The sequence below is a fragment of the Aeromonas sp. Y293-4 genome (assembly GCF_027705905.1).
Taxonomy (GTDB): domain Bacteria; phylum Pseudomonadota; class Gammaproteobacteria; order Enterobacterales; family Aeromonadaceae; genus Aeromonas; species Aeromonas veronii.
Genome location: NZ_JAPDCI010000001.1, coordinates 399,601 through 417,214, shown reverse-complemented (window position 1 = coordinate 417,214; position 17,614 = coordinate 399,601). Strand labels below are relative to the sequence as shown.

Below are 17,614 nucleotides of genomic sequence, written 5' to 3'. Positions count from 1 at the left end.
AAAATGTGAGCTTGATAGGGATTTTCACTTGCCTCGATAGAATTCTTGGATATAGTCGGGTGCTGTTGCCTTATAAATTGCCCTTTGGGGCCGTATTTTAACAAGATTTACTATTTAGCGGGGATAAAGGATTGCGCCACCTGATGCTACTGCTGGTCGCGCTCGGAATGGTGGGTTGTGCCTCGGCACCCCAACCCGAGGTCGCGAGCAAGATCGAAGTTTCCATGGTCGAACCTGTCATCGAACCGGAAGCTTCCCAGACACCCGATGTGAATGAAATCCTGACTGTATATAAAGAGTGGCGTGGTGTTCCGTACCGGATGGGTGGCAGCAGCCAGCGCGGTATCGACTGTTCCGCCTTTGCCCGTGAAGTGTTCCGCAATGCCGTCGGTATCGAATTACCCCGCGATACCCGCTCCCAAGTCCATGAAGGGACGCGCGTTTCCAAGCAGGATCTGGTCGAGGGTGATCTGGTCTTCTTCAAAATCAATCGTCGTCTCAACCACGTTGGCATCTATGTCGGCAATGGTGAATTCATCCACGCCTCGACTCGAGCCGGTGTGACGCGTTCCAAGTTGGATAGCCAATATTGGCGCAACAAGTTCTGGCAAGCTCGCCGGATCGATATCTGAGTCAGGCTGGACAAACGGCTCGCAGTACGGACTGTTTTTCCAACCTCACTTGAACCGGGCTCGATAGCCCGGTTTTTTATTGCCGTCGTTTAGACTTTCCCGAGTCAAATCACTATAGTGTGGGCCCGTTTTCTTCGGCAGGCTCAGCATGAAACCCCGCATCCCATCAGTCGGTGGCCCCAAGTCGGGCGACCGCAAATCCGGACTTCACTCCCGTAATCGCCATCAGGCGGGTTACGACTTTGAGGCGCTCTGCCTGCGAACTCCCGAGTTGGCTGCCCACGTCTTTATCAATGACTACGGCACCCGCACCATCGATTTTGCCGATCCCGATGCAGTGAAGACCCTCAATCGCGCCCTGCTGGCCCATCACTACGGGATTGCCCACTGGGACTTGCCTGCCGGTTACCTCTGCCCACCCATCCCGGGACGGGTGGACTACCTGCACTGGGCGGCCGACCTGTTGGCCGAGAGCGCAGGCCAGCTCCCTACCGGCAAGGGGGTGAGGGTGCTGGATATCGGGGTGGGGGCAAACTGCATCTATCCGCTGCTCGGCTGCCGCGAATATGGCTGGCGTTTTGTGGGATCGGATATCGATCCGGTCTCGGTCAAGGCGGCCACCCTGCTGGCCAAGAGCAACGGACTAGGCAACCAGATTGAGTGTCGTCTGCAGGGCAACCCCAACCATGTGTTTCGCGGCATCATAGGGCCGAAGGAGCGCTTCGCCCTGACGCTGTGCAATCCGCCGTTCCATGCATCGCTGGAAGAGGCGAGCAAGGGGACGGAGCGCAAGCTGCGCAATCTGGGCAAGGAGGTGACAGGCGCTCCTGTGCTCAACTTCGGCGGCCAGAAGGCCGAGCTCTGGTGCGAAGGGGGCGAGGCGGCGTTTCTGGCCAACATGATTGCCCAGAGCAAGGAGTTTGCCACTCAGTGCCTCTGGTTCAGCTCGCTGGTGTCGAAAAAGGAGAACCTGCCGGGGGCGAAAAAGGCGTTGAGCCGGGTGGGGGCGCGTCAGGTACGGGTGATCGACATGGCACAGGGCAACAAGGTGAGCCGGATCCTCGCCTGGTCCTTTCTGGATGAGGAGGGATTGCGTAGCGGCTGGCCGAGCGCGCGCTGAGTCCCCACCACAAGGCCCGATGAGGGCCTTTTTTCATTATGAATCCCGCGAGTTTCCCCTGCCGGCGGCATCTTTGGTAATCGATTTCCTCATTGGCAGATCGTGCTGGTTTACATGGTATAAGTAGTTACTTCCGCCTTGGTACAGGTGTACGCCGAGATTTTTTTGCACTTACAGCTGAAACTTTAATAAAATAGGACTGGTTAGACCTCTTTACAGGCATTGAATCAAATAGGGATCGGTAGATGAAAGTTGTCGATTTTCTGAAGCGCAAGCGCGAAATTCTGGCGCAGCACCCCTTTGAGCTCAAGGATTGGCTCTCTCCGGCGATCCGCGACTACTGGCGTGAGTTTCAGCAAAAGGCACATCTTCACCCTTTGCTGGGGCGTGTGCTGGACTTGCAAGCCGAGTCCCAGAGCGAGCTGCAACAGGATGCAGCAACCGTGGCACAAGTAGCCAACGGTCAGCCTGCCGTGGCTCAGGAACCCGCTGTTGAGCTGGGGGCCGAGGCGGCCGAGCTCTATGCTGCCCTGCAGGCTCGCATTGGTGAAGAGACCCATGTCGGCGAGTGGCTGCACGTCAGCCAGCAGATGATCGATCAGTTTGCTGCCGTGACCGGGGATCACCAGTGGATCCACACCGATCCGGAGCGTGCGGCCGCCGAGTCGCCTTTCAAGACCACCATCGCCCACGGATTCCTGACCCTGGCGCTGCTGCCGCAGTTGACCGGCTCGGTCGATGAGGCCACCCCCGAGTTCCCGACCGCCCGCATGGTGGTGAACTTCGGGCTGGATCAGGTACGTTTCCCGTACCCCATCAAGGTGGACAGCAACATCCGCGCCCGCACCAAGCTGGCCCGGGTCACCCCCATCAAGGGCGGATTGGAGTTGCTCAAAGAGATCAAGGTTGAGATCGAAGGGATCCGCCGCCCGGGTTGCGTCATCGAGTCGGTGACCCGCATCTACTTCTGAGCCCCCTCATCGGCATGAATGGTGAAACGGGCCCGCGGTCGTGTGCAACGAACAGCGGGCCCGTTTTTTTGCCTGTTTGTTGCAAGGGTTGAGGCGTCAGCCATAGTGCGCCGACCCCAGCTTGATATGACTCACAAAACGGTGCGTCGTGCAGTTAGCCAGCTCTCATTTTGGCGAGTTGGCCGCGTGAGGCGATAGCATGTTATGCCACTATTGGCTTCTTACTCCCGATCCTGGAGACAATAGTGCCCATCAATAACAAGATTATTCTGCCACTGCTGCTGAGCCTCACCATCCTGCTGATCCCGACCCACTGGATCCCGCTGGAGGGGATCACCGTCATCGAGCAGCGGGTCGTGGCCATTTTCGTGCTGGCCGCCCTCTGCTGGATCCTGGAGCCCATTCCTATCTTTGCTACCTCGGTGCTGATCATCGTGCTGGAGCTGCTGCTGCTCTCCGACAAGGGGCTCTGGTTCATGACTGCCGACAAGGCTGAACCGGGGTTTGGTGAGCTGCTCAAGTCCACCGAGGTGATGGCGACCTTTGCCTCGCCGGTTATCATGCTGTTTCTCGGTGGTTTTTTCCTCGCTATTGCGGCGACCAAGTACCATCTGGACGTCAATCTGGCGCGGGTGCTGCTGCGCCCGTTCGGTCAGGATCCCCGGATCGTCATGCTGGGGCTGATGTTGATCACCGCCACCTTCTCCATGTTTATGAGCAATACCGCCACCACCGCCATGATGCTGGCTATCCTTACCCCGGTGCTGGCGGCGTTTCCCGACAAGGACCCGGCCAAAATCGGCTTTGTGCTGGCCATTCCGCTGGCGGCCAACCTCGGCGGGATCGGCACTCCCATCGGCACTCCGCCCAACGCAGTGGCCCTCAAATACCTGACCGGCGAGCATGCCATCTCGTTCGGTCAGTGGATGGGATTTGCGGTGCCCTTTGTGGTATTGCTGTTGCTGCTTGGCTGGTTCCTGCTGGGGCGCTTCTTCCCGAGCACCCTCAAGCGGATGGATCTCAAGATTGAGGGGCGCTTTATGCAGACCCCTCGCGCCTGGGTGGTCTACCTCACCTTTATCACCACCATAGTGCTCTGGCTACTGGGGGATCTGCACGGCATGAGCTCCTACGTGGTCGCCATGATCCCGGTAGCTGTGTTCCTGACCACCGGCATCATCACTAAGGACGATCTGCACAAGATCTCCCTCGACGTGCTCTGGCTGGTCTCGGGCGGTATCGCGCTGGGGCTGGCGCTGGAGGACTCCGGGTTGGCCGAGCGGCTCATCACCCATATTCCGTTCCACGAATACTCCACGCTGGCGGTGCTGGTCGGCGCCTGTCTGCTGGCAGTGGTGATGGCCAACTTTATGTCCAATACCGCAACCGCCAATCTGCTGCTGCCACTGGTGGCGGCACTGGCGGTCAGCATGCCGGAGCTGGCCGAGTGGGGCGGCAGTCATACCCTGATCCTGGCGGTTACCATCTCGGTCTCGCTCGGGATGTCTCTGCCCATCAGTACCCCGCCCAATGCGCTGGCCCACGCCACCGGTCTGGTGGAGAGTCACCAGATGGTGCGCATCGGCGTCATCATGGGATTGGTCGGCACATTGCTGGCGATGGTGTGGATCTACCAGATTGCCGCTTGGGGGCTGATCTAGCGAGCCTGTTCGCCTAAAGCAAAGAGGAGCCGATTTGGCTCCTCTTTGCGTGTTGGGGATCCGAGGCTAGAAACTGGCGCCAAGGCTGAGCAGGTGTCTTAATTCGCTCTCCCGGGGTTCTGGGCTGCCTGTGTCGACAAGGATGTCAGCATCTTCCCAATCCAGCTCACTCGACCAGGAGAGGCGTAGATGGTCGTTGAAGTAGTAGCGCAATCCTATGCTGCCTTTCAGATCCTGATTACGGGTGAAATAGGGGGAGGCTTGTGCCAGATATTTCAGATAGCGCCCCTGGCTGAACAGCTCCATTTTCTCCTGCCAGAGGGAGAAAGGTTGGCGATAATCCCAGTTAAAACCGGCGAAGGGGTAGTCAATGACCCGTTCACCCAGAAAAATCTTGGGAACCTCGCTATCTTCACGGAAGTAGAGTCGGCTTAATCCCCCTTGGGCCATCAGCTCCAGTCGGCGGCGTTTGTCGTTCCAGAAGCGGTAGCCCGGCCCCGAGCCATAGTCCATATAGAGATAGCGATCTTTATCCAGCATGTCATATTCGGCATCGAGTGAGGTGCGCAAGAACCACTGCTGGTTGAAGAAGTAGTCCAGCGTAGGGTTGAGCTGATAATCATGGCTGTCGGTGATGTTGTCAGCGGTCTCATAGGTATATTCACCGGAGAAGCTGTAACGCCAGTCCAGATTGGCCAGCTCGCTTTTCCACTTGAGGTTGACGTTGTTGGTCTGCTTGTCATTCTGTTTGAGTTTGACATTGAGATCGCCGCTGCCGGTCCAGAGCCAGGCGTTGCGTTCATCCTGGTCATCCTCGAACAGCTTGAGCCCACCCTTTGCCGTTGCCTTGGGTTTGTCCTCTTTATCAATGCGCCAGCGTTTGATGGCCTCCCGCTTGACGGTCACCGCGCCGCTGTAGGGCAGGGCGATGCGCACCGACTGTTCGGTCACCTCCTCGATGTTACCGGTCAGACGATCGCCATTGTTCATCCAGAGAATGTCCTTGGCCCACAAGGAGTGAGAGGCCAACAGGAATAGGAGGGGCAGGAATTTCATGAGGTAAGGTGACTCCGGTGCGACTCGAGCGCTGGTGACTTAGCCACTGACAAGTTGGCTGCTGATGGGGCGGGGCAGGCCATTTTTGCCCTCCAGCGCCGCCGTCACCTCATCCTGCATTACGTCAGGTGCATTAATAAAGTTCTCTATAGCCGGTGATAGCACCAGCGGGGCGCCATTTTCAAACTCCTCTTCGGTGCGAGATAGCGGGGAGTGGACCTCCAGCCAGCGGCGACCATCCGGTTCGATGGCGACCTTGACCGGTTGGTTGATGACCCGCACCGGCGTGCCAATCGGCACAATCTTGAACAGGGCCTCGATATCGTCAGGTCGCAGCCGGATGCAGCCAGCGCTCACCCGCAGGCCAACGCCAAAATCCTTGTTGGTGCCGTGGATCAGGTAGTCGCGCTTGCCATAGCCAAGGCGCATGGCGAACTTGCCGAGGGGATTCTCCGGGCCGGGGGGCACTACGGCGGGCAGGGTGATCCCTTTTTGCTCCAGCCAGGATTTGCGCACCATGGGGCCGGGTACCCAGGTCGGGTTGGGATTCTTCTCGATGACGGTGGTGGTCATCTCCGGAGTCTCGCGGCCGATATCGCCAATCCCGATGGGCAGCACGATGACCTCATTCTTCCCTTTGGGGAAGTAGTAGAGGCGCAGTTCGGGCAGATTGATGACGATTCCCTCGCGAGGCACATCAGGCAGGAGCATCTGGGTGGGCAGCGTCAAGCGGGTACCCGGCTTGGGTAAATAGGGATCTACACCCGGATTTGCTTCAAGCAGCGCCAAAAATCCAATTTGCGTATTTTTGCCAACCAGTTCCAGATGTTCATTCTGCTGGATGATGTAATCCTCCAGCTCACCGATGAGGCGACTCCCGGCAGGTGGCAGCGGGTAGCGTTTGGCCTCTGCCGGCGCCGCGCAGAGCAGGATCGCTGCCAGCAGCATGGAAAGGGCGGGCGTTAAGGGTCGGGGCTTGAGTTTCGGCAATCGCATAAGAAGATCCATCAGTTCAATCGGGGCGGGACATCATCAACACAGCCGCCAGGATGGCGCGATTGTTCCTCAATCAGCCCATGATTACCAGCTTGCCGCGCACCCGTAATGATGTGGGGATACATAGGAAACCAGCCAAAATCGGCATCACCCATAAATTTGAGCGCCAAGCAGGAAAAAGAGACGCCTGATGGCAATGGGGCAATATCACGATATGGATAATGGCCGGGTGTACGAGAGGGTTAATGGCGGGTGGATGCAGGGTGGCCTTGCAACGCGAACAGCACGCGCCGCATTGTGAGCCTGCTCCCAGATATCTGATTCAGCCATTTGATATCTAAGAAATTTTTATTGCATCCTCGGCCCAGCTTGGGTAAAACTCTCTCCCCACGGAGAGATGCCGGAGTGGCCGAACGGGATTGACTCGAAATCAATTGTGGCAGCAATGCCACCCAGGGTTCGAATCCCTGTCTCTCCGCCACATACCAAGCCCAACCTGTTTAGCAGGTTGGGCTTTTTCTTTTGGTGATGTGCTGAGGGACTATCCGGCTGACTGTGTATCTGTGGTCATCGATCCGGATGAATGCGGTTGGATGCTCGCCGTGCCCGCCAGGCCTGAATGCGCGCCTGGGTGCCGATGACGAAGACGAAGAAGACCGGTACGAAGAAGATGGCCAGCAGGGTGCCGCTGATCATGCCGCCAAACACGCCGGTGCCGATGGCGTGCTGGGTCTCCGCACTGGCGCCACTGGCGAGCATCAAGGGCACCACTCCGAGGGTGAAGGCCAGCGACGTCATCAGAATGGGGCGCAGGCGCAGGCGGGCAGCAGTGACAGCCGCATCAAGCAGTGAGCGCCCTTCGCTGTGCAACTGGCGCGCAAACTCCACGATGAGGATGGCGTTCTTGGCCGACAGACCGATGATGGTGATCATGCCCACCTTGAAGAAGACGTCGTTGGGCATGCCGCGCAGCATCACGGCCGCGACAGCACCGAGCAGGCCCAGCGGCACCACCATCATCACCGAGAGCGGGATCGACCAGCTTTCATAGAGTGCCGCCAGAACCAGGAAGACCACCAGCGCCGACAACAGCATCAGCAGGGGGGCCTGCTCGGCCGACTGGCGCTCTTGCAACGACTGTCCCGTCCAGGCCAATGCGAAGCCTGGCGGCAATTGCGCCACCAGACGCTCCATCTCCGCCATCGCCGCTCCGCTGGAGATGCCGGGCGCTGCCCCCCCGGCAATACGCACGGCAGGGAAGCCATCGAAGCGCATCATCTGTTGCGGCGATTCGCGCCATTCCGGTGTCACCACCTCCCGCAAGGGGACCATGCCGCCGCTGGCATTGCGCACCCGCAGGCCGAGCACGTCATCGAGCTGCATGCGCGCCGACGCGTCGGCCTGCAGAATGACCTGCTGCATGTGCCCGCCGTTGGGGAAGTCGTTGACGTAGAGCGACCCCATTGCGGCCGACAGGGTACTACTCACGCTGGCGAACGAGAGTCCCATGGCTTCGGCCTTCTGTCGGTTGATCTCGAGGTGAATGCTCTCGCCGGGAGGCAGATTGTCGGGATACACATCACTGACTACCCGGCTTTTGGCGGCCAGTTCCAGCAGTTGTGCCTGGGCGGCCAGCAGCGCGGCATCTCCCCGGTTGGCTCTGTCTTGCAGGAACAGGGTGAAGCCGGAGGCGGTGCCCAGCTCGTCGATGGCGGGTGGCAGCAGGCTCATTACCGTGCCTTCAGGAATGTTTGCCATGGCTGCTTGTGCCAGATCTGCCTCTTCGGCTGCAGTGGCACCATGACGCTGATCCCAATCTTTGAGCATGGTGAAGGCCATGGCGGCATTGGGGCCTGCGCCGGAGAAGCTGAAGCCCTGCACCACCAGGTTGGTGTCCAGCGCCTCTCGAGAGGCGACGTGAGCCTCGAAGGCCTTGACCACCTCAAGGGTGCGCTCGCTGGTGGCGCCGGTCGGCAGCTGGATGGAGGTCATGAAGTAACCCTGGTCCTCGTCCGGCAGAAAAGAGGAGGGCAGCTGGGCGGCGGTGATGGCCAGCACGGTGCAGAGGGCGGCAAAGGTTGCCATCATCCGTCCGCTACGCCCGACCAGCCGGGTTATCCGCGCACCGTAGCCTGCCGTGAACCGCTCGAAACCCCGGTTGAAGGCACCGAAGAAGCCGCGCTTCTCATGATGATCCGGACTGACCGGACGCAGCAGGGTGGCGCAGAGCGCAGGCGTCAGGGTCAGGGCGAGGAAGGCCGAAATCAGGATCGACACCGCCATCGACAGGGTGAACTGCTGGTAGATGACCCCCACTGAGCCGCTGCCAAACGCCATGGGGAGGAACACCGCCGTGAGCACCAGGGTGATGCCGATCACCGCCCCGGTGATCTCCTTCATGGCTTGCGACGTCGCCTCCCGGGGCGACAGCCCCCGGGTGGCCATCAGGCGCTCGACGTTCTCCACCACCACGATGGCGTCGTCGACGATGATGCCGATGGCCAGCACCATGCCGAACATGGTGAGGGAGTTGATCGAAAAACCGGCCAGCAGCATCACCGCGAAGGTGCCAAGCAGAGCGATGGGGGCGACGATGGCCGGGATCAGGGTGTAGCGCAGGTTCTGCAGGAAGAGAAACATCACCATAAACACCAGCACCATGGCTTCCAGCAGGGTGTGGATCACCTTTTCGATGGAGACCTTGACGAAGGGGGCCGAGTCAAACGGGATCGAATAGGCCATGCCCGCTGGCAGGGTGGGAGCGAGCTGGGCTAGACGGGTGCGCACCGCATCGGCGGTACGCACGGCGTTGGCGCCGGGGGAGAGCTGGATGGCGGCGCTGGTGGCGGCTACCCCGTTCTCCCGGTTGGAAAAGGCGTAGGATTGCGCCCCCAGCTCGACCCGGGCGACATCACCCAGCACCAGCTTGGCGCCATCACCACCGGCTCGCAGCACGATGGCGGCGAATGCCTCGGGGGTCGTCAGCTGCCCCTGAACCGTGAGGGGAACCGTCAGGCGCTGCCCCGGCAGGGAGGGTTCGTCACCGAGGCGCCCCGGGGCAATCTGGATATTCTGCTGCTCGATGGCCTGCGCCACCTCGCCGATGGTCAGCCCGTAGGCGGCGAGTTTGGCCGGATCTACCCAGATGCGCATGGCCTGCTCGGCGCCGAACAGCTGCACTCGTCCTACCCCGTCGATGCGGCGCAGCTCCTGCACAATATTGCGTGCCATGTAGTCGTTGAGGGCAACTTCATCGAAGCGGCCATCCGGTGAGGTCATGCCGACCATCATCAGAAAGCCGGATGAGGCGGACTCCACCTGCAGGCCGGTTTGCCGCACCGCTTGTGGCAAGCGAGGCTCGACCGCCTTGATGCGGTTTTGCACGTCCATCTGGGCCAGCTCCGGATCGGTGCCCGGCTTGAAGGTGGCAGTGATCTGCGCGCTGCCCGAGGCGTCCACCGACGACTCGAAGTAGAGCAGGTTCTTCACTCCCGACAGCTCGCGCTCAATAAGGTTCACCACCGCATCGTTCAGGGTCTGCGGTGTGGCGCCCGGATAGGTGGCATAGAGGGTCACCGACACCGGCGCCACCGAGGGATAGCGGGAGATGGGGAGCTTGGGGATGGCGATGACCCCTGCCAGCACGATGAACAGGGCGATCACCCAGGCAAACACCGGGCGATGGATAAAAAACTGCGGCATGGATAACTCTCCGATTCAGCGAATGCCACCGTCAGCCGGTTGGCTGACAGCGGGTGGTTGCCAGGGGGAAGCAGTGACCTGAACCCCCGGGGTCAGACGGTCGATCCCTTCGATCACCACCTGTTGCCCGGCACTGAGCCCGGACGCGATGCGGTACTGGCCATTCACCAGTTCTGCGGTATTAACCGGAACCAGCTGTGCCTGCCCCTGGCCATCCAACACCCACACGCTGGTCTGACCCGATGTGCGAACTACCGCCTGCTGGGGCACGGTCAGGGCGTTGGCATAGCGGGCACGGGGGATGCGCGCCTGCACATAGAGGCCGGGCAACAGCCGCCGCTCAGGGTTATCCACCAGCACCCGCAGCAGCACGTCGCCGGTCCCGGCATCGACCTCTATGCCGGAGAAGAGGATGCGCCCCTGCATTCCCAGCGGTGTGCCATTGCTACCGAGGATCTCTACCGCCAGTTCCGGTGCCGTTGAGCCAGCTTGCTGGCGCAGGGATTCCAGCACCGAGGCCGGTTGGCGCACATCGACGTAGACCTGATCAATCTGCTGGATCCGGGCCATGGGGGTGGCATCGGTGGGCGACACCAGGGCCCCTTCACTCACCAGCGCCTGATCGATGCGCCCGGCGATGGGGGCCTCCACGCTGGCAAATTGCAGGTTCAGCTGGTGCCGGGCCAGAGTCGCCTTGGCCTGGGCTACATCGGCAGCCGCCTGATCCCGCTGGGAGACCGCATCGTCATAGGTCTGGCGGCTGATGGCGTCGGTGCGCAGCAGCGGCTGCAGGCGCTCAATCTGGATGCGGGCGCGAGCCAGCACGGCCTCGGCCCGTTGCAATGCGGCGGCGGCGCTGTCGACATCGGCCTTGAAGGGGGCCGGGTTTATCTGGAACAGCACTGTGCCTGCGCTGATCTCGGCGCCCTGCTCGAACAGGCGGCGCTGCACGATACCGCTGATCTGGGCGCGAATGTCGGCGCTGCGCAGTGCCGCCACCCGGGCGGGCAGATCCTCGCTGATGACAAGCTCCCGACCAGTCAATGTCAGCACCGATACCTGAGGAAGGGCGGGTGCCTCCTGCTCTTGCGGCGCGACATCGCAACCCGCCAACCCGAATGCGGCAATGACGGCGAGCAGGGAGCCCGCATACCGCTGTTTTACAAACCTCATCCACTCACCTCGTTAAACCGTCTCTCCGGTGTGATGTGACCGGAGAGTGCATCGAGCGGCCATTATGGCGAGGGGCTATTGCGAATGATTCGAGGCTTTGTGGAGAATCCATGGAGGCGATGATAAAGTTCAACGCCACCTTTTTTCGAGTCCGACTATGTCCCATCTCAATGCTTCCGCCAGCCCGGCGGGCCAGTCACTGGTACTGATTGCAGAGGATGAAGCCGAGATCGCCGACATCCTCGCCGCTTACCTGCAACGTCATGGCTTGCGCTCCCTGCACGCCGCCGATGGCCGTGAAGCGCTGGCCATGCATCAGGCATTCAAACCCGATCTCCTGCTGCTGGATGTGCAGATGCCGCAACTGGATGGCTGGCAGGTGCTCAGCGAGATCCGGGCGCGTGGCGATACGCCGGTGATCATGCTGACCGCCCTCGATCAGGATCTCGACAAGCTGATGGGGCTGCGCATGGGGGCGGATGACTATGTGGTCAAACCCTTCAATCCGGCCGAAGTGGTGGCGCGAGTGCAGGCCGTGCTCAGGCGCACCCGGGCCGTAAAGCCTGTCACGGCGAATGTGCTGCGGGTCGGCCAGTTTCAGATCGATCTGGAGAGCCACGAGGCCAGCATTTTCCGCGATGACCAGCAGCAGGTGCTGGAGCTGACCCTGACCGAGTTCAAGTTGCTCGCCTCTTTGATGCGGGCGCCGAAACGGGTGTTCAGCCGCGCCGAACTGCTGACCCACTGCCTGCCGGAGGGGGATACCCAGGAGCGCACTGTGGATAGCCACATCAGCAAGTTGCGCAAAAAACTGGAGACACACGGCATTCAGGGGGTCCCCGCCAGTGTCTGGGGCGTTGGCTATCGCTTCGGGGGCGATGCATGAAATCGGCGCCCGGCCTTCGCAGGCAGATCATCCGCTCTCTGGGCTTGATGACGCTTGGCATCATCTCCCTCGCGGTGATCGGCACCTATGTGTTTTATGGCATCGCCGTGGCGTTTGTGCCGGGCAGCATCTCCGAGACCTGGGTGCCCTCCAGAGTCGAGATGATCTGGATCGGCTCCACCATTCTCATTGCATTGGGGATGGCGCTGTACGTGGCTGTTCGCCTCTCTCGCCGCATCCTGACTCCCCTCAACTCGGTGGCAACCAGCCTGCGCGAGGTGGCTGAGGGCAAACTCGATGCCCGCGTGCCGGAGGATGAGCAGGCGATCGGGGAGACGGCGCAACTGGTGCGCGACTTCAACGCCATGGCCGAGCGGCTGCAGAGCATGACCCGCGAGCGGGAGTTCTGGAATGCCGCCATCGCCCACGAATTGCGCACTCCGGTGACCATTTTGCGCGGCCGTTTGCAGGGGCTGGCCGAAGGGGTATTTCCTCCCAGCAGCGAACTCTTCGAGGGGTTGCTGCGTCAGGTGGAGGGGCTCAATCACCTGATCGAGGATTTGCGGGTATTGAGCCTCAACGACAGCGGCCATCTGGAGTTGCAGCGGACCGAGGTCAGGCTGGCCGACGAGCTTGCCGTGGTGCTTGAGGCATTTGCCAGCCCTCTGGCGGCGAGCGGATTTGTGTTGCAACGGGAGCTCGATAGCGAACTTCATGTCTGCTGCGATCTGTTTCGTATCCGTCAGGCTCTGATGGCGCTGTTGGAAAATGCCCAGAAGCACGCGCTGCCGGGCCTGCTGACCGTGCGGCTGCATCGCTCGGAGAGTGTGTGCGTCCTGAGTGTGGAAGATGAGGGGCCAGGCATCAGCGAGGAGATCGCCGTCTGTATCTTCGATGCGTTTCGTCGCGGAGATCCGTCACGCTCGCGCAAGAGCGGCGGCAGCGGACTTGGGCTCGCCGTGGTCAAGGCGATTGCCGAGGCGCACGGCGGCAGCGCGGTTTGCCAATCGACCGGACGGGGAGGGAGCCGATTCGTGCTCTCCTGGCCCATCTCGGCCATGTCCGGTGGCCCTGAAACCTAGCCTGCGGGCGGCAGGTTCTGATGAAGCTATACAGCTGACAGCTGCCCGCACAGGGGCGTTCGACAAACGACCGTTATAGGGTTTTCTACCGCTTGTGCCGGGTGAGCAGGAGGGGTTTGGACATGGCTCATTTGGCGCGAAATCATGGTTTTTAGCCGTCAAAAATTGAAACCGTTTTCAGAAATCCTTTTCAACTGTGATCCGCTTCAAAGCTTTTTCGGGCGCCAACCTCTAGCATTGGCTCCACGAATTAGGGGCTAGCGCTCCCGATTTTCCCGCTGTGGGAGGTAACCGGATGATCCGGCTATTTCCTTCGTTACTTTCGACGGTCATCATGGATGGCCGTTTTTTTTTTGAGTTATTTCACGGTAAAGGGTCGAGCCGCTGGCGCTTTACCGTTAAAATTCCGCTTTTGCACTTGCCCGTGAGTCTTGATGTCTGCGTCCACCCTCTCTTCGGATAGTTATGCCCTGCTCGCCACCCTGCAATTGCAGCGCGTTGCCAGTACCCGTTTGCTGCAAGAACAACTGGCGATAGGCCATGCCCTGATCGATAAACTGACTCGACTGCAGGATGCGGGGCTGGTCAGATTGCGCGGGGAGCAGCAGTGGAGCCTGACCGCCGAGGGGACGCTGGCGCTGATCTTGGGGGTGCGTGCCGGTCTCTGCCAGGCGCCTGACTGGAGCCGGGTGCCATCATTGACCGGGCAGGATCTCACCCATGCGGTGGTGCGCGAGCTCTGTCGCGGCAAAGCGGGGGAGATCCCCACCTATTTCTCGGCCAGCGATCTGCTGACCCTGCTCGATACCCCGGACGCTCACCAACTGCTGGCGGGCTCCAGCCCCGCCTGGCAGCAAATGTTGCTGGAGCACTTCTCGCTGCAACTCTTGCTCGATGCCCCCTATGAAGAGCGCTGGCCGCTGGCCAATGCGCTGGTGCGCTGTGCCCCCGAGGTGCAGGCACGGGCCAAAGCGTTCGAGGCGGAGTGGCGCTGGCTCTGCGGGGATGGCGAGAGCACATCGCCAACCGGCGAGGACAAGGATGCCGCCCCCGGCTGGCCAGCCCTGCAGGCGCTGGCCCAGCAGAGCCAGAACGGCCCGCTTGGCGAGCGACTGCTCACCGCGCTGGGCCAGTGGCAGGCAACCGATGAGGGTGAGGCGGGCCTGTGGCCCCGTTCATTCAGCGCCCTGCTCTGGCTTGGCTGGTTGCAGCAGGCCGATCCCGTCATCGCCAGCGAACAGCGCAAGAAGTGGCAGCGCAGTCTGACTGGCCAGTTCCCCCTGCTTGCCGACCTGCTCAGTCAGTGGGCGGGCGATCGACACGGCCAGGCGGTCGGCCTGTTCGATACCCTGCAGCTGCCGGTGGAGGAGCTCCACTGGGGCTATCTCTGGCTCGATCTCTGCGCGCTGGCCCGTCACGGTGCCCAGAGCCCGCAGGTGGCCATGTTGCACAAGTGGGATCTCTCCCATCTGCTCGATGCCGAGCCCCATCATCGCCTGATGGCGTTTTGTCAGGATCTGCTGCGCATCTTGTTGGGCGAGGCGGCCAAAGGGGCGCCCCTGTGCCAACTGCGCGGCAGTGAGGAGAGTGCGCAAGAGGGCAGTGATGAGCAGGATGATGACGGGGATGAGGATAAAACCGCGGCCTCTGCCAGCTGGCTCAACTGGCTGCAGGGGCTGGGACGCTCCAGTGGCGTGCGCAAGCCGCAGGAGCGGTTGGTGTGGCTGCTCCATGCCGACGGCCCCGAGCTGGAGTGCAAGATCCAGAAGCTGAGTACCAAGGGGGAGTGGACCGCCGGTCGCCGGGTCGATCCGGCCCTGCTCTCTACCCAGTATGCCGCCATGCTCGACGAGCATGACTGGGCGCTGGTCCGCACCCTGCCACGGGTGATGGGACGACTGCCGCGGGATGTCTGGGCGCCGCTGGCCGATCACCCCCGTTTGTTCAACGCCAAGGGGCAAAAGCTGCAACTGGCCATCAGCGCCCCCCTGCTGCAGGTGGTTGCCACCGAACAGGGGATGAGTGCGCAGCTCTGCCCCGATGCGGCCGCCCGCGGGGCCCATATCATGCCGCTGGCGCAGGATCTGTGGCAGCTGATCCTCACCCCGCAGCCGCTGCTCGACCGCTTGCCAGCGCTCGAATCCATCCCGCTGCTGCCCGCCGAGGGGCTGGCCGAGTTGCAACGCACCCTGGACGCAATTCCCGAGCTCCCCTGGCACAGTCAGGTTGCGGGGCTTAGCGGCAACGCCGAACTGGCTCCCTGGCCGGGCATTCCTTCGGTGCAACTGGATTGGCAGGATGGTCAGCTGTCGGTCAAGCTGGTGACCCGCTTTGAGGATCTGCCGCCCCTGCCCCTTGGCAAGGGGGAGGCGATCGTGCGGCAGGGGATCAAGGCGTACCACTACTGGCAGCGGGATCTCGCGGCCGAGAAGGGGCAGGCCCAGCTACTGCGCAATCAATTGCCCATCGGCCTGCCCGGCAGCGAGTGGCTGCTGCAGGGGGAGCAGGCGCTGGCGCTGGTCAATGCCCTGCCCGAGCTGGTGGATGCCGGTGTGGTCATTCACTGGCATCAGGACAGCGCTCGCCTCAAGAGCCTCGATGAAGCGGCTCTGAGCCTGCGCATCGAGCGGCGGCAGGACTGGTTCCAGGTCGAAGGGGCGCTGGCCCTCGATGAGCACCAGATCCTCGACCTGCGCCTTATTCTGCGCCAGATGACCCCGGGCCAGCGCACCGTTCAGCTCGACGAGAAGACCAGCCTGATGCTGAGCGACAAGCTGGTGGAGCGGCTCACCATGCTGGGGGCCATGCTCGATGAAGAGCAGCGCATCAACAACAAGCTGGCCTATCCCCTGACTCGCCTGCTCTCGGTCATTACCACCGAAGGGGATGCGGCGTGGCAATCCCTGCAGCAGGAGTGGCAGCAGGAGGTCGATTGCCCGGAAGAGCTGCTTACTTCCCTGCGAGACTATCAGAAAGAGGGGGTGCGCTGGATGGCGACCCTGGCCCATCACGGTTTTGGTGCCTGTCTGGCCGATGACATGGGTCTGGGCAAGACGCTGCAGGCGCTTATCGTGCTGCGGATGCGCCAGCACCTTGGCCCTGCGCTGGTGGTGGTGCCCAAGTCAGTGGTCACCAACTGGCAGGAGGAGGTGGCCCGTTTCGCCCCCGAGCTGGATGTGGTGGTGTTCGAGAATCCGGCCGAGCGGGAGGGGATCATTCGCGAGGCCAAGGGCGGTCAGGTGATCCTCATCAACTACGGCATGCTCGGCAGCCTGGCGGAGGCGCTCAAGTCCCGCCGCTGGTCTTCCATGGTGCTTGATGAGGCGCAGCAGATCAAAAACGCCGGTACCCAGCGCGCCAAGCTGTTGTTCCAGCTCGACGGCGATTTTCGCCTCGCCCTCTCCGGCACCCCCATCGAAAACCATCTGGGGGAGCTGTGGAGCCTCTTCACCTTTATCAACCCGGGGCTGCTCGGCAGCCTTGGCGAGTTCAAGCGTCGCTTTGGCAAGGCGGTCAAGGATCCCCAGCACATGGCGCTGCTGCGGGCGGTGATCAGCCCCTTTATCCTGCGCCGTCTCAAGCAGCAGGTGCTGACCGAGCTGCCGGACAAGACCGAGATCATTCACCACATCAGCCTCTCCCCCGAAGAGCGCCAGCTCTACGAGGCGACCCGGCGGGAAGTGGTGCAGCAGGTGCAAAGCGCCGATGGCCGCGCCCTGATGCATGTGCTGAGTGGCCTGACCCGGCTGCGCCGCCTCTGCTGCTCACCGGAGCTGGTGATGCCCGAGTGGTCGCAGACCAGCAGCAAGCTTGATGAGGCGATGGCCCTGCTGGAAGAGGCGATCGACGGCGGTCATCGGGTGCTGGTGTTCAGCCAGTTCGTTGATCTGCTGAGTCTGCTGCGGGCCCGCATCGAGCAGAAGTCCTGGGACTACTGCTATCTGGATGGGGGGTGCTCTGCCAAGTCCCGTCAGGACTCCATCCTGCGTTTTCGTCATGAGGAGGTGCCGCTGTTCCTCATCAGCCTCAAGGCGGGGGGGACCGGCCTCAACCTCACCCAGGCCGATACCGTGCTGCACCTCGATCCCTGGTGGAACCCGGCGGTGGAAGATCAGGCGAGCGATCGGGCCCACCGCATGGGGCAGACCCAGCCGGTGACCGTGTACCGGCTGGTGTGCGAGCAGACGGTGGAGGAGAAGATTGTCGCCCTGCACGACGAGAAGCGGGCGCTGGCCGATGGGTTGCTGAGCGGCCAGTCCGAGGTGCGCGGGCTGGATGTGGAGAGCCTGCGGGCCCTGCTGATGGGCTGATTGGCGACGCCGCCTTACACACCGT

11 protein-coding genes and 1 tRNA gene are annotated in these 17,614 nt (G+C 61.7%); 8 read left to right on the top strand and 4 right to left on the bottom strand.

Translation table 11 applies throughout. The features are described from left to right. The first annotated feature begins 143 nt into the window (after positions 1-143). The 4 genes from OKC31_RS01750 to OKC31_RS01735 all read left to right on the top strand — a co-directional run bounded on the left by OKC31_RS01750 (position 144) and on the right by OKC31_RS01735 (position 4,384). The gene (locus OKC31_RS01750) at positions 144-632 is read left to right on the top strand and encodes a C40 family peptidase (RefSeq protein WP_005334331.1); all 489 of its coding nucleotides are present in this window, start codon (positions 144-146) and stop codon (positions 630-632) included. Positions 633-780: 148 nt separating this feature from the next. Beyond that, positions 781-1,752 carry a 23S rRNA (adenine(1618)-N(6))-methyltransferase RlmF gene (rlmF, locus tag OKC31_RS01745; protein ID WP_270656046.1) on the top strand — a complete coding sequence of 324 codons (972 nt, stop codon included), beginning with the start codon at positions 781-783 and terminating at the stop codon, positions 1,750-1,752. Positions 1,753-1,997: 245 nt separating this feature from the next. Continuing rightward, complete coding sequence (locus OKC31_RS01740; RefSeq protein WP_270656043.1) at positions 1,998-2,723, top strand: MaoC family dehydratase; 726 nt, start codon at positions 1,998-2,000, stop codon at positions 2,721-2,723. 245 nt (positions 2,724-2,968) lie between these two features. Beyond that, entirely contained in the window at positions 2,969-4,384 is a 1,416-nt protein-coding gene (locus OKC31_RS01735; RefSeq protein WP_005353291.1) for an SLC13 family permease, read from the top strand. 66 nt (positions 4,385-4,450) lie between these two features. Here the strand turns inward: OKC31_RS01735 and OKC31_RS01730 are convergent, their stop codons facing one another. Continuing rightward, entirely contained in the window at positions 4,451-5,440 is a 990-nt protein-coding gene (locus OKC31_RS01730) for a DUF481 domain-containing protein (protein ID WP_247823115.1), read from the bottom strand. A 39-nt stretch (positions 5,441-5,479) separates the two neighbouring features. Next, complete coding sequence (locus tag OKC31_RS01725) at positions 5,480-6,388, bottom strand: L,D-transpeptidase family protein (protein ID WP_270656113.1); 909 nt, start codon at positions 6,386-6,388, stop codon at positions 5,480-5,482. 439 nt (positions 6,389-6,827) lie between these two features. Here OKC31_RS01725 and OKC31_RS01720 point away from each other — a divergent pair. Next, positions 6,828-6,917: transfer RNA gene (locus OKC31_RS01720), tRNA-Ser, on the top strand. An 86-nt stretch (positions 6,918-7,003) separates the two neighbouring features. Here OKC31_RS01720 and OKC31_RS01715 read toward each other — a convergent pair. After that, a complete protein-coding gene (locus OKC31_RS01715) occupies positions 7,004-10,138 on the bottom strand; it encodes a multidrug efflux RND transporter permease subunit (protein WP_270656042.1) in 3,135 nt (1,044 codons plus the stop codon). A 15-nt stretch (positions 10,139-10,153) separates the two neighbouring features. Next, positions 10,154-11,311, bottom strand: coding sequence for an efflux RND transporter periplasmic adaptor subunit (locus OKC31_RS01710; protein ID WP_270656040.1), 1,158 nt, complete (start codon positions 11,309-11,311; stop codon positions 10,154-10,156). A gap of 157 nt (positions 11,312-11,468) precedes the next feature. Here OKC31_RS01710 and OKC31_RS01705 point away from each other — a divergent pair, with 157 nt between their 5' ends. The 3 genes from OKC31_RS01705 (at position 11,469) to OKC31_RS01695 (ending at position 17,589) form a co-directional block, all read left to right on the top strand. Next, the gene (locus tag OKC31_RS01705) at positions 11,469-12,197 is read left to right on the top strand and encodes a response regulator (protein WP_270656038.1); all 729 of its coding nucleotides are present in this window, start codon (positions 11,469-11,471) and stop codon (positions 12,195-12,197) included. Further along, positions 12,194-13,279: an ATP-binding protein gene (locus OKC31_RS01700; protein WP_247823110.1), complete on the top strand. Its 1,086-nt coding sequence runs from the start codon at positions 12,194-12,196 to the stop codon at positions 13,277-13,279. The genes OKC31_RS01705 and OKC31_RS01700 overlap by 4 nt, the downstream gene beginning before the upstream one ends. A 434-nt stretch (positions 13,280-13,713) precedes the next feature. After that, positions 13,714-17,589, top strand: coding sequence for a DEAD/DEAH box helicase (locus OKC31_RS01695; RefSeq protein ID WP_247823109.1), 3,876 nt, complete (start codon positions 13,714-13,716; stop codon positions 17,587-17,589). The last annotated feature ends 25 nt before the right edge of the window (positions 17,590-17,614 follow it).

What these genes read in the sequence shown, in the direction of transcription:
- OKC31_RS01750 (WP_005334331.1), top strand. Translation starts at nt 144, where the DNA reads ATGCTACTGCTGGTCGCGCTCGGAATGGTGGGTTGTGCCTCGGCACCC.
- rlmF (WP_270656046.1), top strand. Translation starts at nt 781, where the DNA reads ATGAAACCCCGCATCCCATCAGTCGGTGGCCCCAAGTCGGGCGACCGC.
- OKC31_RS01740 (WP_270656043.1), top strand. Translation starts at nt 1,998, where the DNA reads ATGAAAGTTGTCGATTTTCTGAAGCGCAAGCGCGAAATTCTGGCGCAG.
- OKC31_RS01730 (WP_247823115.1), bottom strand. Translation starts at nt 5,440, where the DNA reads ATGAAATTCCTGCCCCTCCTATTCCTGTTGGCCTCTCACTCCTTGTGG.
- OKC31_RS01725 (WP_270656113.1), bottom strand. Translation starts at nt 6,388, where the DNA reads ATGCTGCTGGCAGCGATCCTGCTCTGCGCGGCGCCGGCAGAGGCCAAA.
- OKC31_RS01715 (WP_270656042.1), bottom strand. Translation starts at nt 10,138, where the DNA reads ATGCCGCAGTTTTTTATCCATCGCCCGGTGTTTGCCTGGGTGATCGCC.
- OKC31_RS01710 (WP_270656040.1), bottom strand. Translation starts at nt 11,311, where the DNA reads ATGAGGTTTGTAAAACAGCGGTATGCGGGCTCCCTGCTCGCCGTCATT.
- OKC31_RS01705 (WP_270656038.1), top strand. Translation starts at nt 11,469, where the DNA reads ATGTCCCATCTCAATGCTTCCGCCAGCCCGGCGGGCCAGTCACTGGTA.
- OKC31_RS01700 (WP_247823110.1), top strand. Translation starts at nt 12,194, where the DNA reads ATGAAATCGGCGCCCGGCCTTCGCAGGCAGATCATCCGCTCTCTGGGC.
- OKC31_RS01695 (WP_247823109.1), top strand. Translation starts at nt 13,714, where the DNA reads ATGTCTGCGTCCACCCTCTCTTCGGATAGTTATGCCCTGCTCGCCACC.